This window comes from Haloferax chudinovii, assembly GCF_042663345.1.
Classification (GTDB): Archaea; Halobacteriota; Halobacteria; order Halobacteriales; family Haloferacaceae; genus Haloferax; species Haloferax chudinovii.
In genome coordinates this window covers 21,742-39,101 of sequence record NZ_JBHTAB010000010.1, presented here as the reverse complement: position 1 = coordinate 39,101, position 17,360 = coordinate 21,742, and the positions used below count along the sequence as shown (strand labels likewise).

Annotated in this window: 17 protein-coding genes; 12 read left to right on the top strand and 5 right to left on the bottom strand. The window is 66.0% G+C overall.

Going from position 1 to position 17,360, the window contains the following annotated elements; translation table 11 throughout:
* Positions 1-16: 16 nt before the first annotated feature.
* On the bottom strand, positions 17-733 hold the full coding sequence (locus tag ACFQI8_RS15755; RefSeq protein WP_390246665.1) for a hypothetical protein: 717 nt from the start codon (positions 731-733) through the stop codon (positions 17-19).
* 119 nt (positions 734-852) lie between these two features.
* On the opposite strand from ACFQI8_RS15755, the gene ACFQI8_RS15750 reads away from it, so the two are divergent.
* The 4 genes from ACFQI8_RS15750 (at position 853) to ACFQI8_RS15735 (ending at position 5,019) form a co-directional block, all read left to right on the top strand.
* Positions 853-1,584 carry a hypothetical protein gene (locus ACFQI8_RS15750; RefSeq protein WP_390246435.1) on the top strand — a complete coding sequence of 244 codons (732 nt, stop codon included), beginning with the start codon at positions 853-855 and terminating at the stop codon, positions 1,582-1,584.
* Positions 1,585-1,676: 92 nt separating this feature from the next.
* Positions 1,677-2,225, top strand: coding sequence for an NUDIX domain-containing protein (locus ACFQI8_RS15745; protein WP_390246433.1), 549 nt, complete (start codon positions 1,677-1,679; stop codon positions 2,223-2,225).
* Between the two features lie 100 nt (positions 2,226-2,325).
* Positions 2,326-3,099 (top strand): CPBP family intramembrane glutamic endopeptidase, encoded by a 774-nt coding sequence (locus ACFQI8_RS15740; RefSeq protein WP_390246431.1) that lies wholly within the window; start codon positions 2,326-2,328, stop codon positions 3,097-3,099.
* 48 nt (positions 3,100-3,147) lie between these two features.
* Entirely contained in the window at positions 3,148-5,019 is a 1,872-nt protein-coding gene (locus ACFQI8_RS15735) for an SLC13 family permease (RefSeq protein WP_390246429.1), read from the top strand.
* A 132-nt stretch (positions 5,020-5,151) separates the two neighbouring features.
* On the opposite strand, the gene ACFQI8_RS15730 is transcribed toward ACFQI8_RS15735, so the two are convergent.
* Together ACFQI8_RS15730 and ACFQI8_RS15725 are read right to left on the bottom strand one after the other, a co-directional pair.
* Positions 5,152-6,672 carry a methyl-accepting chemotaxis protein gene (locus ACFQI8_RS15730; RefSeq protein WP_390246427.1) on the bottom strand — a complete coding sequence of 507 codons (1,521 nt, stop codon included), beginning with the start codon at positions 6,670-6,672 and terminating at the stop codon, positions 5,152-5,154.
* Positions 6,669-6,950, bottom strand: a complete 282-nt coding sequence (locus ACFQI8_RS15725; protein WP_390246425.1) for a hypothetical protein — start codon at positions 6,948-6,950, stop codon at positions 6,669-6,671. The genes ACFQI8_RS15730 and ACFQI8_RS15725 overlap by 4 nt, the downstream gene beginning before the upstream one ends.
* 187 nt (positions 6,951-7,137) lie before the next feature.
* On the opposite strand from ACFQI8_RS15725, the gene tgtA reads away from it, so the two are divergent.
* The 3 genes from tgtA to ACFQI8_RS15710 all read left to right on the top strand — a co-directional run bounded on the left by tgtA (position 7,138) and on the right by ACFQI8_RS15710 (position 9,454).
* On the top strand, positions 7,138-8,724 hold the full coding sequence (tgtA, locus tag ACFQI8_RS15720) for a tRNA guanosine(15) transglycosylase TgtA (protein WP_390246423.1): 1,587 nt from the start codon (positions 7,138-7,140) through the stop codon (positions 8,722-8,724).
* A gap of 69 nt (positions 8,725-8,793) precedes the next feature.
* Positions 8,794-9,069 (top strand): winged helix-turn-helix domain-containing protein, encoded by a 276-nt coding sequence (locus ACFQI8_RS15715; protein ID WP_390246421.1) that lies wholly within the window; start codon positions 8,794-8,796, stop codon positions 9,067-9,069.
* A 79-nt stretch (positions 9,070-9,148) separates the two neighbouring features.
* Positions 9,149-9,454, top strand: a complete 306-nt coding sequence (locus ACFQI8_RS15710; protein WP_390246419.1) for a DUF8036 family membrane protein — start codon at positions 9,149-9,151, stop codon at positions 9,452-9,454.
* A 51-nt stretch (positions 9,455-9,505) separates the two neighbouring features.
* Here ACFQI8_RS15710 and epsC read toward each other — a convergent pair whose 3' ends face one another.
* Positions 9,506-10,369: a serine O-acetyltransferase EpsC gene (gene epsC, locus ACFQI8_RS15705; RefSeq protein ID WP_390246417.1), complete on the bottom strand. Its 864-nt coding sequence runs from the start codon at positions 10,367-10,369 to the stop codon at positions 9,506-9,508.
* A gap of 319 nt (positions 10,370-10,688) precedes the next feature.
* Between epsC and ACFQI8_RS15700 the strand changes: the two genes are divergently transcribed.
* Entirely contained in the window at positions 10,689-12,704 is a 2,016-nt protein-coding gene (locus tag ACFQI8_RS15700; protein ID WP_390246663.1) for a DUF7282 domain-containing protein, read from the top strand.
* Between the two features lie 105 nt (positions 12,705-12,809).
* On the opposite strand, the gene ACFQI8_RS15695 is transcribed toward ACFQI8_RS15700, so the two are convergent.
* Positions 12,810-13,271 (bottom strand): pyridoxamine 5'-phosphate oxidase family protein, encoded by a 462-nt coding sequence (locus ACFQI8_RS15695; protein ID WP_390246415.1) that lies wholly within the window; start codon positions 13,269-13,271, stop codon positions 12,810-12,812.
* A 112-nt stretch (positions 13,272-13,383) separates the two neighbouring features.
* Between ACFQI8_RS15695 and arcS the strand changes: the two genes are divergently transcribed.
* From arcS to ACFQI8_RS15675, 4 genes are all read left to right on the top strand, one after another.
* A complete protein-coding gene (gene arcS, locus ACFQI8_RS15690; RefSeq protein ID WP_390246413.1) occupies positions 13,384-15,141 on the top strand; it encodes an archaeosine synthase in 1,758 nt (585 codons plus the stop codon).
* 222 nt (positions 15,142-15,363) lie between these two features.
* The gene (locus ACFQI8_RS15685; RefSeq protein WP_390246411.1) at positions 15,364-15,630 is read left to right on the top strand and encodes a DUF8103 family protein; all 267 of its coding nucleotides are present in this window, start codon (positions 15,364-15,366) and stop codon (positions 15,628-15,630) included.
* 100 nt (positions 15,631-15,730) lie between these two features.
* Positions 15,731-16,039, top strand: a complete 309-nt coding sequence (locus tag ACFQI8_RS15680) for an ArsR family transcriptional regulator (protein WP_390246409.1) — start codon at positions 15,731-15,733, stop codon at positions 16,037-16,039.
* A gap of 187 nt (positions 16,040-16,226) precedes the next feature.
* A complete protein-coding gene (locus tag ACFQI8_RS15675; RefSeq protein WP_390246407.1) occupies positions 16,227-16,616 on the top strand; it encodes a hypothetical protein in 390 nt (129 codons plus the stop codon).
* The last annotated feature ends 744 nt before the right edge of the window (positions 16,617-17,360 follow it).

Genomic DNA, 17,360 nt, shown 5'->3' with positions numbered 1-17,360 from the left:
CCGCCCCGCGTTCACCTCAGAAGCCGCCGTAGCGGAGGTACACCATGTCGGCGATGAGGACGAGTTGGAACAGTCCCTGCACGCCGCCGAGCATGGCGTTCTGTTTTCCGATGGCGGAGATGACGCCGGGGTCCGGGTCGTCGGAGGTCATCTCGAAGTACATCCGTATCTCGCCGGGCATCAGGAAGCCGAACCCCTGCACCGAGAGGATAGTGACGACGACGAGCGCGACGACGATGGCCGGGGTCGTCATCTGGAAGTCGCCGATGGTGGTCCCAACCCACGCGAGCGACCCGACGGTGGCGACGGCGAAGACGACCTGCCAGCGCCGGTCGCGCCAGGCGTTCAGCCGGCGTCCGAGCAGGAGGCAGATCGGAATCAGGTTCGCGGCGGTGAACAGCGCGAGCCACGGTTCGGCGTGGGGAAACACGCCGAGGCGCTGGGCGAGCGTGATGCCGCCCGCGATGGTGACGAGCGCCATCGACGGGAGGAAAAACGAGGTCTTCGGCGTGAGGCGCTCGAACACCGCGGCGCTCTGTTCGTCCGTCAGCCCGCCGATGACCGGTCCGAGAATCGCCCCCATGAACAGGTCGGTGCCCGTCCAGAGCAGGCCCGCCATGACGTGGACGAACGTGTGTTGCTGGAGCGACCCGACCGTCACCGCGTAGGCGAGTGCGACCACCGAGATGGCGACGATGCCGCCCGCAAAGGCCGGGTTCGCCCGTCGTGCCATGCCCCCGATTGTCCCACCAATCGTTGCCCTGTGTTGGCTCATCACGTTCGAGACGTGTACTATCGGTGATAAAACCGGCGACGGACGCACTTATCCCCTCTACCATCCACCTCCCGACCATGACTGACGCCCTCTCGTTCGATATCACGAGCGTCGACGACGTCGCGGCCAACCGCGACGAGGTCGTCGCCGCGGTCGAGGCCCACGCGGGGACTATCGCGCGCGAACTCGCCATCCTCCAGGGCGGCGACTACGGCCAAGAGACGTTCAAGACGCGCCGCGGGACGTGGACGCTCAAGTACGAGGCGGGCGCGCTGGAGTACCTCCGGTTCAAGGGGAAGTCGGGCGGCGAGACGTACGTCGTCTCGACCAAACAGCCGCCGGAGCCGAAGGCGCTCGCAACGGCGATGCAGGACTACCCGGCGTTCGTTGCGGCGTACAACGACCACGTCGAGTCGCTCGACGGCGTCCTCGACGACGTGCCGACGGAGTTCCCCGCGGTGACGACGACCGAAGAAATCGTCGCCCAGCGGGACCGACTCGTCTCGACCATCCGCGAGGTGGCCGACACCATGGCGGGCGAACTCAATCGCTTCGACGGCGAGTACGGAACGTTCACTCAGCGGGTCGGCGGCACGCGCTGGGAGCTGAAGTGGGACGGCCCGCGGGCGTCGTACCTCCGCGTCGGCGGCGAGGCCGGCATCTACCTGCTGTCGCAGTACGAACCGCCCGCCGCGCCCGACGTGCGCGAACTCGCCGGCGACTTCGCCGAGTTCGTGGCGGCGTACAACGAATACGTCGACGACCTCGAAGCCGACCTCGCCACCGTCTCGTTCGACGACGCGGGGTAGCTCGGCCGACGCGGTCACCACCCGGTGCCACGTTTCCGACTGGTGGGCACCCGACCGCGACGTTTTTGCACGCACCGCCGTCACGTGCTGTCATGAGCGACGACGACCTCGCGTGGGAGACCACCGACACGCGCATCGACTACTCGTGTCCCGGCTTCGACGTCCGCATGGACGACGTTCGGCTCCCCGACGGGACCGAGACGGAGTTCCACTACGTCGACGAACCCGCGGCGGTCGTCATCCTGCCGTTCACGCCCGACGGCGACGTGGTCGTCATCGACGAGTGGCGACAGGCCGTCGGCCGGACGAACCGCGGGCTCCCCGCCGGCGGCACCGAACCGGACGACGACGACTACGCCGCGGCCGCCCGGCGCGAACTCGCAGAGGAGACCGGCCACGAGGCCGAGGCGGTCGAGCCGCTCGCGACCGTCGAGCCGACCAACGGCATCGCCAACTCGGTCCACCACTACTTCGTCGCGCGCGGGTGCGAGCCGAGCGCCGACCAGAACCTCGACTTCAACGAGAGCATCAGCCCGACGACGGTCGGCTACGACGACCTCAAGCGGGCCGTCCTCGCGGGCGAGGTCCGCGACGCGCGGACGGTCCTCGGCGTACTCTACTACGAACTCGCCGGCGAGTAGTCCGCCTCGTGGCGCGTCCGGTCGCCCGCGTCGCGTTCGCCCCTCGAAACTCGTTCCGAGGCGAGAAGGATTTTGACGCCGGCGCACTAACTGGTCGCCTGTGGCTACTACGACGCGTCTCCCTGACCTCGCTCGGTCCTTCCTCGCGGCCATCGCCCTCGGCGGCGGCGGTCTCGTCGTCGGAACGATACTTGTCGTTACCACGCAGTTCGCGGCGCTGAGCGCGGGGGTCGAACTGACACCGCTCGCGCTCATCGTCATCTCGCTGGTCCTCTTGCAGGGCATCGCCTTCGGCGGCGTCGCCCTCGTCTACAGCCGGTACCGCGGCCTCGGGACCTCGTACTTCGGCGTCGCCGTCCCGTCGCTCCGCGATGTCGTCGCGGTCGTTCTCGGCTACGTGACGGCGCTCGCCGCGGCGTTCGTCGGGGCGTTCCTCGTCTCGACGTTCGGCGTCCAAGCGGGGTCGAACCAGGTGACCGAAATCGCCGCGCAGGACCCCGAAGTGCTGTTGCTCCTCGTGCCGGCGTCGTTCCTCCTCATCGGCCCCGGCGAGGAACTGCTGTTCCGCGGGGTCGTCCAGAACCGCATCCGCGAGTCGTTCGGCCCGGTAGCGGGCATCGCCCTCGCCAGCGCCATCTTCGCCGCGATTCACTACGTCGCGTTGACCGGCGGCGCGGGCGGCCGACTCGTCACTATCGGTATCCTGTTCCTCCCGAGCGTCGTCTTCGGCTCGGCGTACGAACTGACAGACAACATCGCCGTCCCGGCGCTCATCCACGGCGCGTACAACGCGACGCTGTTCTCGCTGGCGTACCTCGTGTTCAGATTCGCCGAGATGAACCCCGGTGGGGTTCCGACCGGACTGCTGTTCTGAGCGGCCGCCGATACCAGCTTTTTTCTTTCGCTATCCCCTCGAACAGACGTGTTCTTTTCCACACTCGTGTCGGTAGTCGAGGGACTTGTCCCGGCGGCCGTCACGGGCGATATGCTCGTCGTCTTCGCGCTCATCCTTCTTTCTCTCGTCCTGTTCGCCACCGAGTGGCTCCCCATCGACGTGACCGCCATCGTCGTGATGGTCCTCCTGATGGTGCTGGAGCCGTGGACGCGAATCTCCCCGCAGGAGGGGCTTTCGGGGTTCGCCAGCCCCGCGACCATCACCGTGCTGGCGATGCTCATCCTGAGCACTGGCGTCAACCGAACCGGCATCGTCCAGCACATCGGGCGGAAGATGGCCGAGTACGCCGGCAACAGCCAAACGAAGCAACTCGCCGCGACGATTAGCGTCACCGGCCCGGTGTCGGGGTTCATCAACAATACGCCGGTCGTGGCCATCCTTGTCCCGGTCGTCGCAGACCTCGCGCACAAGGGCAAGACCTCCCCGTCGAAGCTCCTCATGCCGCTTTCGTTCGCCTCGATGCTCGGCGGCACCCTGACGGTCATCGGGACCTCGACGAACATCCTCGCCAGCGACATCGCGGCCCAACTCGGGCGAGAGTCGCCCGGCCTCGGTCTCCACGCCTTCGGGATGTTCGAGTTCACCAAACTCGGCGTTATCGTCTTCGCGGTCGGCGCGGTCTACCTCATGACGGTCGGCGTCCGCCTGCTCCCCAAGCGAGTGCCCGCCGAGGACGACCTCGTCGAGGAGTACGCGCTTCAGGAGTACCTCGCCGACGTGGTCGTTCCCGCGGACTCGTCGCTCATCGGCCAGACCGTCCAAGAGGCCCTCGGGAGCGACCATCTCGACATCGACGTGTTACAGCTCATCCGCTACGGCGAGCAGTTCCTCGAACCGCTGGCCCGCAAGGAGATTCACGAGAACGACACGCTCCGGCTTCGCACGAACCGGGAGACGCTCGAACGAATCATGCGCTCGGAGGGGCTCACGTTCGTCGGCGGTCCCCGCTCGGAGAGCGAACTCCACCCGGGCGAACAAGAGCCAGTCATGGTCGAAGTCGTCGTCCCCTCGGGCTCGTTTCTCGTCGGCGAGAGCCTCGCCAGTTCGACGTTTCGCCAGCGCTACGACGCGAACGTGCTCGCCTTTCGGACCCGCGGGAAGGTCGTCCGCGACCGGTTCGAGGACATCGACATCCGCGTCGGCGACACGTTACTCGTGCAGGCCCCGCCCGACAGCCTCACGCGCCTCGTCCAAAACGAGGACTTCATCGTCGCCCACGAGTTCGACGACGTCGACTACCGAACCGAAAAAACGCCGTTCGCCGTCGCCATCATCGCCGGGGTCGTCGCGCTCCCGGCGTTCAACGTCCTCCCAATCGTCGTCTCGGCGCTCGGCGGCGTGGTCGCGATGATTCTCACCGGCGTCCTCAAGCCGAACGAACTGTACAAATCGGTCGAGTGGAATGTCATCTTCCTCCTCGCGGGCGTCATCCCGCTGGGCGTCGCGCTCCAACAGACGGGGGCCGCGGCGCTCCTCGGTGACGCCGTCGCCTCGACCGCGACGTTCCTCCCCGCAATCGGCGTGCTGTGGGTGTTCTATCTCGCGACCGGGTTGCTCACGAGCGTCATCTCGAACAACGCGAGCGTCGTGCTCATGATTCCGGTCGCCGCCAGCGCCGCCCAATCAATCGGGGCGAACGCGTTCGCGTTCGTCCTCGCCGTGACCTTCGCGGCGTCGACGGCCTTTATGACGCCGGTCGGCTACCAGACGAACCTGTTCGTCTACGGTCCCGGCGGCTACACGTTCTCGGACTTCCTCCGCGTCGGCGCGCCCCTGCAGTTGCTCCTGTCGTTTGTCACCGTGGCCGGCATCGCGTTCTTCTGGGGCATCGGCGCGTAGGTGTGTCACCCTCCGGCCGGGAGTGCGTCGAGACTACAGCAGAGTTCAACCCCGTTGACGGGTTTCGTCTCGGGTGTTCGGCGAGCCGGCGGAAAAACGTTCGTCGGGGCGCTCGCACGCGCCGGTCGGCGGTCAGTTCGGGCGGTCGTCGCCGACCCCGTCGGCCCGCATCGCTCGGTTCGGGGCCGAAGCCGCGGGCGTCGCCGTTTCGCCGCCCGGTACGCCGCCCGTCGCACGCCCGGAGTCGAACTGCGAGACGAGCGATTTGAGCTGTTGTGCGCGCTCCGACAGCGACGAGGACGACGCCGCAATCTGCTGGGTCGCCGCCGTCTGCTCTTCGGCCGCGGCGGAGACGTTCTGCGCCTCGGACGCCGTCCGGTCGCTGAGGTTCGTTATCTCGTCCATCATCGTGACGACCTCTTGGGTCGACTGCGCCTGCTCGTCGGTGGCACTGCTGATAGACTGGATGGAGTCGTTGCTGTCTTCGATTTTATGCACGATCTCTTCGAGCACGTCGACGGTCTCGCCGACGGTCTCGCGGCTGGCTTCGACCTCCGCCTGCGTCTCGAAGGTGTCCTCGGCGACGTTCTCGGTCGACTGCTCGATGTCGCCGATGAGCGAGTCGACCTCCTGGGTCGCCTCGGCGGTCTCCTCCGCGAGCGTCTTCACCTCGCTGGCGACGACGGCGAAGCCCTCGCCGGCGTCGCCCGCGCCCGCCGCCTCGATGGAGGCGTTGAGCGCGAGGATGCTCGTCTTCTCGGCGATGTCGTCGATGAGGTCGACGACCTCGCTGATCTGGGTGACCGACTGCTGGAGGTCCTCGACCTCCGCGACGGTCTCGGTCGACCGCGACTCCAACTGCTCCATCTTCTCGATGGTCGAACTGGCCGCTTCGCGGCTCTCCTTGGCGCGTCCGACGGTCTGTTCGGACTGCCGCGCGATCTCTTCGGAGGAGGAGGCGATCTCCTCGATGGTCGCAGAGAGGTTGCTCAGTTCGGACTCCGCGGCGTTGAGGTTCCGGTGTTGCGTCTCGTTGCCCGCCGAAATCTCCTCGATGCTGTTCGCCACGTCCGTACTCGTCGTCTTCACGGCGTCCGCGCTCGCGGTGACCTCGGAGCTCTCGTCGTCGACCTGCTCGGCGAACGTCTGTATCCGGACGACGACCGAGTCGATGGCCTCTACCATCTCGTTGAAGCCCCGCCCGATGCGACGCATCGCGTCGTTGTCGCTCTCGGCGTCGACGCGGACGGTGAGGTCGCCGTCGGCGGCCGTCTGCATCGCATCGCCGTAGCTCTCGGCCTGCCGTTCGAGGTCCGTCGTGAGCGCGTCGAGTTCGCGCCGCCGTTCGTCGGCGTCGTCGACGAGTTCCTTCATGTCCGCGACGATGGCGAGCGTCGCGGTGCCGCCGATGGCGAAGACGGCGACGGTGGCGGTCATGAGCGGCGAGGTCACGAGGTTGAATATCTCGGTGTAGATGCCGAGCTTTTCCATCGTGAGGCTGACCATCCACAGAATCGCCAGCACGGAGGCGAACGCGTACGTCAGCCAGAACGACGCTTCCGCCTCGGTGTCGCGGTAGTTGAGCCACGCCAGCACCGCCGCGCCGATGAACCCGAGGGCTCCAATCGCGTCGAACAGCGCGTCGATTATCACGAGGCGTCACCGCCGTTGATGACGTTTTTCCGGCGCAGGTACGCCGCCGCGAAGAACGTGACTCCCGCGAGACCGATGCCGAACGCGTGCTCGACGAAGTTGAGCACCGACCCGAGGAACAGCGCCTCGACGTTCGTCGCGACCATCCCGACAACGAGTAGGACGTACCCCACGGTGAACAGCTTCGTCTCGGCTCTGTACTGCGTGATAACCGGTATCAGCCCGACGAGGGCGACGGCGAGCGCGGTTACTTCGAGTGGCGATAAGTCGGCTAACATCTACCGTCTCGATTGAGTCAATCTCTTTGTAAACTGTTCGCCCAAAAAATCACGTTTGATATCTCTACTATGCGTTTTTCTAGAATATTTCGATGAATGGGCTGAGATATCGTCGTGCGTCTATTTTCTCGCCGTCGGCTGGCCCGCGAACGCAACCCTTACCGCCGCGCTCGGGAAACGCCACTCCATGCGCGACCACTTCGAACTCCGCGACGGGGACCTCGCCGGCCGTATCGGCCGCCTTTCGGTCCCGCGTGCGGGGGTCACCGTCGAGACGCCGGCGCTCCTGCCGGTCGTCAACCCCAATATCGACACGATTTCGCCCGCGCGACTGGAGTCCGAGTTCGGCGCGGACATCCTCATCACCAACTCCTACATCATCAAGACGAACGAGCACCTCCGCGAGGAGGCGCTCGACGTCGGCCTCCACGAGATGCTCGATTTCCACGGGGCCATCATGACCGACTCGGGGTCGTTCCAGCTCGCCGAGTACGGCGAAATCGACACGACGACCGAGGAGATTCTCCAGTTCCAGCGGGACATCGGCACCGACATCGCCACGCCGGTCGACATCCCGACGCCGCCGGACGTGGCCCGCGAGCAGGCCGAGACGGACCTCGAACTCACGAAGCAGGCCCTCGCCGACGCCGAGGCGGCCGACACGGGAGAGATGCTCGTCAACGCCCCCGTCCAGGGGTCGACCTATCCGGACCTCCGCGAGAAGGCCGGTCGCCACGCCGACGCGACCGACCTCGACGTGTTCCCCGTGGGCGCGGTCGTGCCGATGATGAACGCCTACCGCTACGACGACATGGTCGACGCCGTCGCGGCCGCCAAACGCGGCCTCGGCGTCGACGCGCCGGTCCACCTGTTCGGCGCGGGCCACCCGATGATGCTCGCGCTCGCCGTCGCGCTCGGCTGTGACCTGTTCGATTCCGCCGCCTACGCCCTCTACGCCCGCGACGGCCGCTATCTCACGGTCCGCGGGACCGAACACCTCGAAAACCTCGACTACCTCCCATGTACCTGTCCCATCTGTACGGAGTACTCGCCGGACGACCTGCGCGCGAAGGGGTCGAAACGACAGGAGCAACTGCTCGCCGAGCACAACCTTCACGTCACGTTCGCCGAACTCCGCCGCATCAAGCAGGCCATCCGCGACGGCGACCTCATGGAACTCGTCGAGGAGCGCGCCCGCTCGCACCCGGCGATGCTCGACGGCTACCGCGCCCTCCTCGACCACGCCGACCAGCTCGAACGCGAAGACCCCGCCTCGAAGGGCGCGTTCTTCTACGCCTCCAACGAGAGCGCCCATCGCCCCGAGGTCGCTCGCCACCACGCCCGGATGGACCGCCTGACCGCCGAGGGCCGCGTCCTCCTCACCGAGGGCGGAACCCCTTCCGGCGACGACTTCGACGCGACGTGGCGAGTCGTCCCGCCGTTCGGCCCGTTCCCCCGGTCGCTCTCCGAGACGTACCCGCTCACCGCCGAGGTGCCCGAGCGCCTCGACCGCGACGCCTACGAGCAGGCCGCCCGCGGCGTCTCGCGGCTGGTCGAGGAGAACCCCGACGCGGCGTTCACGCTGGCGCACGACGACTGGCCCGAGTCGGCGCTCGCCCGCGTCCCCGGCTCGGTCGAGTTGGAGTCGCTGTCGACCGTCTCCGAGCGATTGGCCGCCGAGGGCGACGAGAGTGACGAGGGCGACGCGGCCGTGGGGGACGACCGAACGGCGGTCGACCAGGGCGACGACGATTCGGAGTCGACCGACGAGTAGCCGCCGGTCGGCCGCGTCGGCGTCTGTCGGTCGATGCTCTTAGGTTCACCCGACGTATCAACGAACACGATGGAGGCTGTTCTCTGGTACGTGCTCACGGGAACCCGCGGCGGCGAAAACCGTGTACGTATCCTCAAGACCGTCGAGGAACAGCCCCGAAACGCCAATCAGTTGGCCGAGACGCTCGACCTCGACTACAAGACCGTCCGACACCACCTCGACGTGCTCATGGACAACGACGTGGTCCAGCGAAGCGGCGACGACTACGGCGCGGTCTACCTCCCGTCGCCGCGGTGTCGCGCCAACTGGGAGACCGTCGAGACAATCGTCGAGCGGATAGACTGAGCGTGCGAGACAGGGACGCGGTGATTATGGAAAGATTTGGGAAAGCGTATATCAGGATGACGGGGAAAGGAGAGAACGAATGAGTATCTGGGTGGACGTCGCGACGGTCTCCTCGGGCGTCAACGTCGTCGTGCTCCTCGCGCTGTCGGCGGTGTGGGCCCGAAACTACCTGACCTTCAGGTCCAAACACGCCGTCGGCCTCCTCGTGTTCGGGGTGTTCCTCCTCGCCGAGAACGCGCTCGCGTTCTACATGTACATCCTCGACCCGACGCTCTCGGGGTGGTTCAGCACCGACGTGCCCGTCATCGCCTGGCGACTGATGATGCTGTTGCACGTCTTCGAGATGGTCGGCCTCGCGTTCCTCGCGTGGATCACGTTCGACTGAGCACGCCGCGCAGTTCCGTTACCTGCTGGTTTTTCTTCCGCCCCCGCCCGCTCAGTCCCGGTGTTTCCGCTCGTGAGTCGGGTGCTCGGAGATGTAGACGCTCGTGTGGTCCGGCACGTCTTCGGTGACCCACGAGTTCGCGCCGATGCTCACGTGGTCGCCGACGGAGACCGCGCCGAGCACCTTGGTCCCCGCGCCGATGACGACGCTGTCGCCGATGTCGGGGTGACGCTTGTACCCCTTCTTGAGCGAGTGTTCGTCGTCTTCGTCCTCCTCGAAGTGGAGCGCGCCGAGGGTCACGTCCTGATAGATGCGCGCCCACTCGCCGATGGTCGTCGTCTCGCCGATGACGACGCCGGTGCCGTGGTCGATGAAGAAGTAGTCGCCGATGGTCGCGCCGGGATGGATGTCGATGCCCGACTCCATTTTCGCGTACTCGGCCAGTTCGCGGGCGTACGCGAGCGCGCCGGCCTCGTAGAAGGCGTGGGCGACGCGGTGGACGACAATCGCCTGCACGCCGGGGTACGACCTGATGATTTCGAGGTAGCCGCGCGCGGCGGGGTCGCCCTTGTACGCCGCCTCGACGTCTTTCTTCAGCGTCTCGCGGATATCGGGGAGTCGCCTGACGACCTCGTCCACGATTGGCGCGGGGTCCTCGTCCGTGTAGGGGTCGATACCCGAGTAGCAGAGCGCGCCGAAGTTGGCGACGGCGTCGCGGAGTATCCCCTCGTCTGCGACCCACGGCCCCGCGTTCCAACACCGCGGGAACAGGAGGCGCTTGATGAGGTCCACGTCCTCTCGCAGGTGGTCACGGCGCGGGAACGAAAGCGACGTGTCCGTGGGGAAGGGGTCGTCGTCGGCGCGGTAGGACGCCGCGAGCCCGAGGTGCGCGTCGCCCGTGTAGGTGTAGGACATCCGATAGCGGTAGTTGGTGGACGAGCGGTATTTAACCTCGTCTCATCGGGCCCGATTCGCCGCCTTCGAGTCCCGGGTCGGGCGCTCGACCCTGTCTCACCCCGCTCCAACTTGGCTTCGACCCGCCTCGACACACCGCCCGTTAGTCGGCGCGTTTTCCCGAACGATTGGGTCGCTCTCCGACCACCGGATAAGGCTTCTGGCCGCCGAAATCGGGCGACTGGGGACACATCGGGGAGAGATTTGGGTGACAGTTCGGAAAATCTTCTTTTAAATACTCGTCCCCCTCTGAGACATGCGACGCACACTCGCAGTGTTGATGACACTCGTCGTGGTCGTCGGGGGCATCCCGGCGGCCGCAGCGGCACAACAGGAGACCGCGTCCGTCTCCTTCGATAACCAAGCGACGGGCGGGACGACCGTGACGGTCGACTCCGTCACGCTCCCCGACGGCGGCTTCGTGACGATTCACGACGCCTCCGTCACGGACGGGAACGTCCTCGGGAGCGTCGTCGGCTCGTCGGCGTACCTCGACGCCGGCACCCACGAGAACGTGACCGTCCACCTCGACGAACCCGTCGACGAGTCCGGCACGTTCGTCGCCATGCCCCACATGGACACCGATGGCGACCGCGTCTACTCGTTCGTCGCGGCTAACGGCGAGGCCGACGGCCCGTACACGGCCGACGAGAGCGCTGTCGTCGACACCGCGACGGTCGACGCGAGCGCGACCGTTTCGATGTCCGACCAGCCCACGACCGGCGACTCGGTCGTGGTCGACCGCGTTGAACTCTCGCAGGGCGGCTTCGTGACGGTTCACGACGCGACGGTCACCGAGGGCGCGGTGTTCGAGAGCATCCGCGGCACCTCCGCGTACCTCTCGGCCGGCGTCCACGAGAACGTCCGCGTCGAGCTGGACGCGCCCGTGACCGAGAACACGACGCTCGTCCCGATGGCGCACATGGACACCGACGGCGACGAAACCTACACCTTCCCCGAGTCCGAGGGGGAGACCGACGGCCCGTACACGGCTGACGGGAGCGCCGTCGTCGACACCGCGATGGCCACGCCTTCCGACACCGCGAGCGTGAACTACACCGCGCAGGCCACCGGCGGCTACTCCGTCGTCGTCGACTCGGCGTACCTGCCCGACGGCGGCTTCGTGACGGTTCACGACGCGACGGTCACCGAGGGCGCGGTGTTCGAGAGCATCCGCGGCACTTCCGCGTACCTCGACCCCGGTCTGCACCGCGACGTTCGGGTCGCGCTCGATTCGCCGCTGAACGAGACGACCACCGTCGTCCCGATGGCGCACATGGACACCGACGGCAACGAGACCTACACCTTCCCCGAGTCGGAAGGCGAGGCTGACGGCCCGTACACGGCCGACGGGAGCGCCGTCGTCGACAGCGGCAACGCGACCGTCTCCGCCAGCGTCGACTACACGACGAAAACCTCGGACGGCGCGACCGTCGTGGTCGACCGAGTCGAACTCTCGCAGGGCGGCTTCGTGACGGTTCACGACCCGTCGCTGTCGGGCGGCGCGGTGTTCGACAGCGTGGTCGGCACCTCGATGTACCTCCCGGCCGGCGTCCACGAGAACGTCGAAGTCACCCTCGACGAGCCGATTCGCTCCTCGCAGGTGCTCACCCCCATGGCGCACATGGACACCAACGACAACGAGGCCTACGACTTCGTGACCAGCGAGGGCGAGGCCGACGGTCCCTTCACGGCTGACGGCGGCGCGGTCGTCGCCAGCGCCCACACCTCGGTCAACGCGGTCGTGACCGCGATGGACCAGTCCGGCGACGGCACGACCGTCACCGTCGACTCCGTCACGCTCCACGACGGCGGCTTCGTGACGGTCCACGACGCGACGGTCACGGAAGGCGCGGTGTTCGAGAGCGTCCGCGGCACCTCCGCGTACCTCGAACCCGGCACCCACGAGAACGTCGAAATCAGCCTCGACGCGCCGTTCGAGGAGTCCGGCACCATCGTCCCGATGGCGCACATGGACACCAACGGCAACGAGGCCTACGACTTCGTGACCAGTGAGGGCGCGAACGACGGTCCCTACGTGGCCGCCGGCGGCGCGGTCGTCACCACGGCCGACTACACGGTCGAAGGCACGATGACCGAGACGATGACCGACGAACCGACCGACTCGATGACCGACGAGTCGAGCGAGACGATGACCGACGAACCCACGACCGAGATGGCAGGCGAGTCGATGGAGACGACGACCGAGTCGTCCACCGATGCGCCCGGCTTCGGTCTCGTCGTGGCCCTCGTCGCGCTCGTCGCGGCGGCGCTCGTCGCCGCCCGGCGTCGGTAACCCCCTGCTGACGACGCACCGGCCCACCACCACACAGAGGCACCCTTTTTCGTACGCCGCGCGGGTCAAAAGCCACCCCCGCGCGGCACGCGCCCCGCGTTGGGGTTATTTCGACTGTTTCATCCGCGCCGCGTAGTCCCACGTGTGTACTCGCTCGGGACGAATCCGAATCAGGACCTCGTCGCGCTCGGGCGAGAGCAATCGCTTCGCCAGTTCCGAGTCGGTGTCGCCGAGATAGCGCGTGATGAGCCGTCGAAGCACCGCCTTCTCCGCGTCGGGTTCGACGGTGGCGGTCCCCCGCCCGCGGACGCCCCGGTACGGCGGGTCGTTCGTCGAGATTTCGAACGCCACGTCGTCGCGGGCGCGGAGGAATCGCACCACGTCGGCGTCGGCCGCGGTGGCACACCGGAGTTCGGCCGCTTCGGAGTCCCACTCGTACCACAAAGAGAGCATCCAGAGGTCGTCCGCCGGGGTACGACACGAGAGCCGAACCGGGACGGCCGCGTCGGCGAGGAAGTCGTCGACGCGGGCACGTGACCACGGGCCGGTGGGGTCGGAGGCGTCCATACCGTCCCTTCGGGGGCGGGGGGCTAAGTCGTGTAGGCCGAGCGGTCGGTCCCGGTCGCCGGCCGCGCCCGCAGAAGACAAGTTAATTGCCTATCGGGGGCCGAAAGCGGGTATGACCGATTACTTCGAGGTTCACGCCCGCGACGGCGCCGCCCGAATCGGGGAGTTGCGGCTCTCCGACTCGGTGACGACGCCGGCGGTCGCGGACGACGTGCTCGCGGACGCCGGCAGTCTCTGGGCGGCCGAGCGCGAGCTTCCCGACGGCTCCGACGACGCGCTGACCGTGCTTCCCCACCGCTCGCTTCCCGCGGGGAGCGCCGACGAGGTGCGCGAGTCGTTCGCCGTGGACTACCCCGCCGTGGAGTTCCCGTCGGCCGCCGTCGTCACCGCCGACACGGCCGACGATTACGGCGCTGACGCCTACATCCTCTCCGACGCGCAGGGCTTCGTCGGCCACGCTCGCGCCTTCCGAGACAACGTTATCGAGGCGAAAGAGAACCTCCCCGCCGACACGGCGCTGATGCTCTCGGGCGTCGCCACGCCCCGGAACGTCTCGCTTCTCGTCTTCGCGGGTGTCGACCTCGTCGACGAGACGCTCGCTCGCGCCCGCGGACTGGAGGGCTTTTACCTCACCAGCGACGGCGAGTACTTCCTCGAAGACCTCGACGAACTCCCCTGCGCCTGTGAGGCCTGCCGGACGCCCGCCTCGGAGTTCACCCGCGCCGACGCCACCGACCACAACGCCAACGCCCTGCGCGCCGAACTCGCGCGGGTCCGACGCCGCGTCCGCGACGGTCGGCTCCGCGACTACGTAGAGGGGCAGGCCCGCCACGACCAGTGGCTGACCGCCCTGTTCCGGCGGTTCGACCAGCAGTACAGCTTCATGGAACAGCGGGTCCCCGTCATCCGCGACTCGGAACTCACCGCGGCCTCCGAGGAGTCCATCGACCGCGTGGAGATTCAGCGGTTCGCCGACCGCGTGACCAAGCGCTATCGGAACCGCTTCGACAACCCGCTCGTGCTCCTGCCGTGCTCGGCGAAAAAACCCTACAGCGAGTCACAGAGCCACCGGCAGTTTCAGGAGGCCGTCCAGTACCGCGCGCACATGGTGTCGATGACTTCGCCAATCGGCGTCGTCCCGCAGGAGCTCGAACTCACCTACCCCGCCCAGCACTACGACTCGGTCGTCACGGGCGACTGGTCGGAAGACGAGAAGTCGTTCGTCGCCGCGGTGCTCCGGCGCTACCTGGAGCGCAACGACTACCCGCGAATCATCGCGCACGTCCCGCCGGGCGCGTACACGGACATCGTCGAGCGCGTCGCGGACGACCTCGGCCTCGACGTGGAGTTCACCGTCTCCGAACACCCGACGACGACGGAGTCCATCGGGAACCTCATGCGGACGCTCGACGGCGAACCCAAGTTCACCCGCGAGGAGCGCGAGCACAACGTCGTGAAGGCCATCGCCGACTACCAACTCGGCCCGGACGCGGGCGACGCGCTCTTTGCGGACGTGGAGTTGGAGATGACGAGTCGGTTCCCCAAGCTACAGGTGTGGAACGACGCGGGCGTGCAGTTGGCGACGATGGTCCCGCAGTACGGCGTGCTCTCCTTCACGCTCGAAGGCGCGACGGTGTGGCGCGACAGCGACGCGCCGACGAAAACGGTCGAAATCGACGGGTTCGTCCCGCACGGCTCGGTGCTCGCGCCGGGCGTCGTCGACGCCGATTCGGACATCCGCCCGGGCGACGAAGTCGTCGTCGAGGGACCGAAGGCGTTCGCCATCGGGCGCGCGGAGATGGGCGGGCGCGAACTGGTCGAGTCCACGCGCGGCGTCGGCGTCGAAATCCGCCACGTCGAAGAGCGGTAAGTCGACCCCGGTTCGGAGAGGGGTCTCCGACTCGACCCGAAAACCGCCCGACACGCCGCGGATACTCTCAACATAACATCTGTCTGACGATTCGTATTGCGGTGGTTAATCAGTCTTTGAACGCCGCTAAATGGGGATTATATCGGGTTTTCTATGAACCCGATTATGGCGGAAATATCATGTCACTATAACTTTAAGTAGCATCCCGGCCCAACGTTGGCAATGATGGTAGAACGACACGAGGGGCGAACGGAGTTCGACGACCTTCCCGACGAGGGAGCGGTAGACTGGACGATTACGAAAGCGCTGTTGGCGGCGAGCGATTCGACCTCGCGCGCCTTGGAATCGCATCTGTTGCGGGTGCAGTACCACGGGGACGCCGGTCTCGACACGGCGGCGACGGCCCAACACATCGACGATGCAATCGACCGACACGCGCGGATTCTCGAGGATTTGCGCCTCGCGCGCGACGCGCTCGAACACCGGTAACCCGACCGAGGCCGCCGCGCCGTTGTCCTCGCCGCGCGACTCCGACCGGACGCCCTCTCACATAAGTTGTTTATTTAACAGCGGCTACGAACAACCGTGTATGAAGTTGGCCGTCCCAACTGACTTCGACATCCTCGAGGCACTTGCGGATAGGAGGCGGAACACCGCCGTAAATCTCTCGTATATCCTCGATAAGAACCGTTCGTACATCAACACGCGACTGCCGATTCTCGCGGACTACGGCCTGTTGGCGCGAGTCGGGCCCGCGCCGAACTCCGGGCTGTACGAGATTACGGACAAGGGGCTGGTCGTCCTCGACAACCGCGACCAGTACCGAGCCGACGGCGTCGACTTCGACGCTCTCGTCGACTCCGAACTCAGCGCGCGGACCGACGAGACGGACGCCTAACAGAGAACGACGCGCCGCAACCGGAGGTCGGGACGGCCTTCGGAGGCACCCCGGTGCGCTGTTTCTCGCGAGGAGTGGCGACGCCGCTCGGTCCCGCGCTCCCGGCGGCGTCTGCGGTGTCGGCAACCGCCCGCGGCGTGGTGCGGCCGTCGCCGCCTTTTTGCCGCCCTGCCGCCCAGTTCGAGACATGGCTGTCGAACCACTCTCGCTCGGCGTTCCGAAACCCATCATCGACTCGCTTCCAGAGGCGGACGACACGGCGGCACAGGACATGCAACGCGCCGTCGAGGGGCTCGAAACGCGGCTGAACCGCGCCATCGAGGGCGCCGACACGGAGTCCGAGGCCGCCGGCTACGTCGTCGACGCGCTCGAACGCCTCGAAGACCACTACGAGCGCTACGACGAGTTCATCCCCGAACTCCGCGCGTGGGGGCAGTCGCCCATCTACGCCATCGCGTGGCGGAACCTCCAGGGAGACCTCATCCTCCAAATCGAGGAGTACGAATGGCTGAAACCGCATATCGACCGAGAGCGGAACCTCCGATTGGTCGAAGACGGCATCAGATTCGGCAAGTAGCGAGGCGTCCGCGGTACCGACTGATGGTCTGTTTTCGAACCGAACGTCTTCCTAATAGTAGCTGTGCGTATCATAGACACTATAATCCTGTATTGCCAAATAGATAGTATTAAATTATACTAGAAATAGGTAAATAAAATAAAGATAGAGGAGAATAATAGATATATTTGCCAATATACTGTAGAAATCCAACAAAAAGAGGTATTTATCAGAAAATAAAACTGTATATTGAAAGATCAGAGATCTTTCATTCTCACACAATATTGCATAGTCAGCACTATGATGGGGGTCGAGATTCGAGGCGGTCGTGCTCGCTCGACCGTCGGCTCTTCCGATGGGTGTCGATACGACAGTCGCTAGTAAATCGTTAGCGCGCCCCGTGAAGGGTGACCGAACCTAATGGGGAAGGGGGGGAAGGGGGATGAGTTCGGTCAGGTGGATGCGTCCGAGGGGTTACTCTGTACGGTGATGCATCCAGTTGAACACAATGGCTTCGAATATATAAATGATTCTGATTGTCAGCCTATCGAACAACCCGGCAGTGGTGTAACGGTTATAACGCTATTACAGTTACTGAAACGACTATGCTCGTCGGTATCGTAGCACACGCCATGGCGGAACGTTCGTCTCCTCGTCGTACCGAAGACGCCTTCGTCCGGGCCACAACCCACAGCGACCGCGCCGAAGAACTGTTGTAGGAATGCGCTCGCGACCTCCCGGACGACCGACGACTGACCGCGGTTC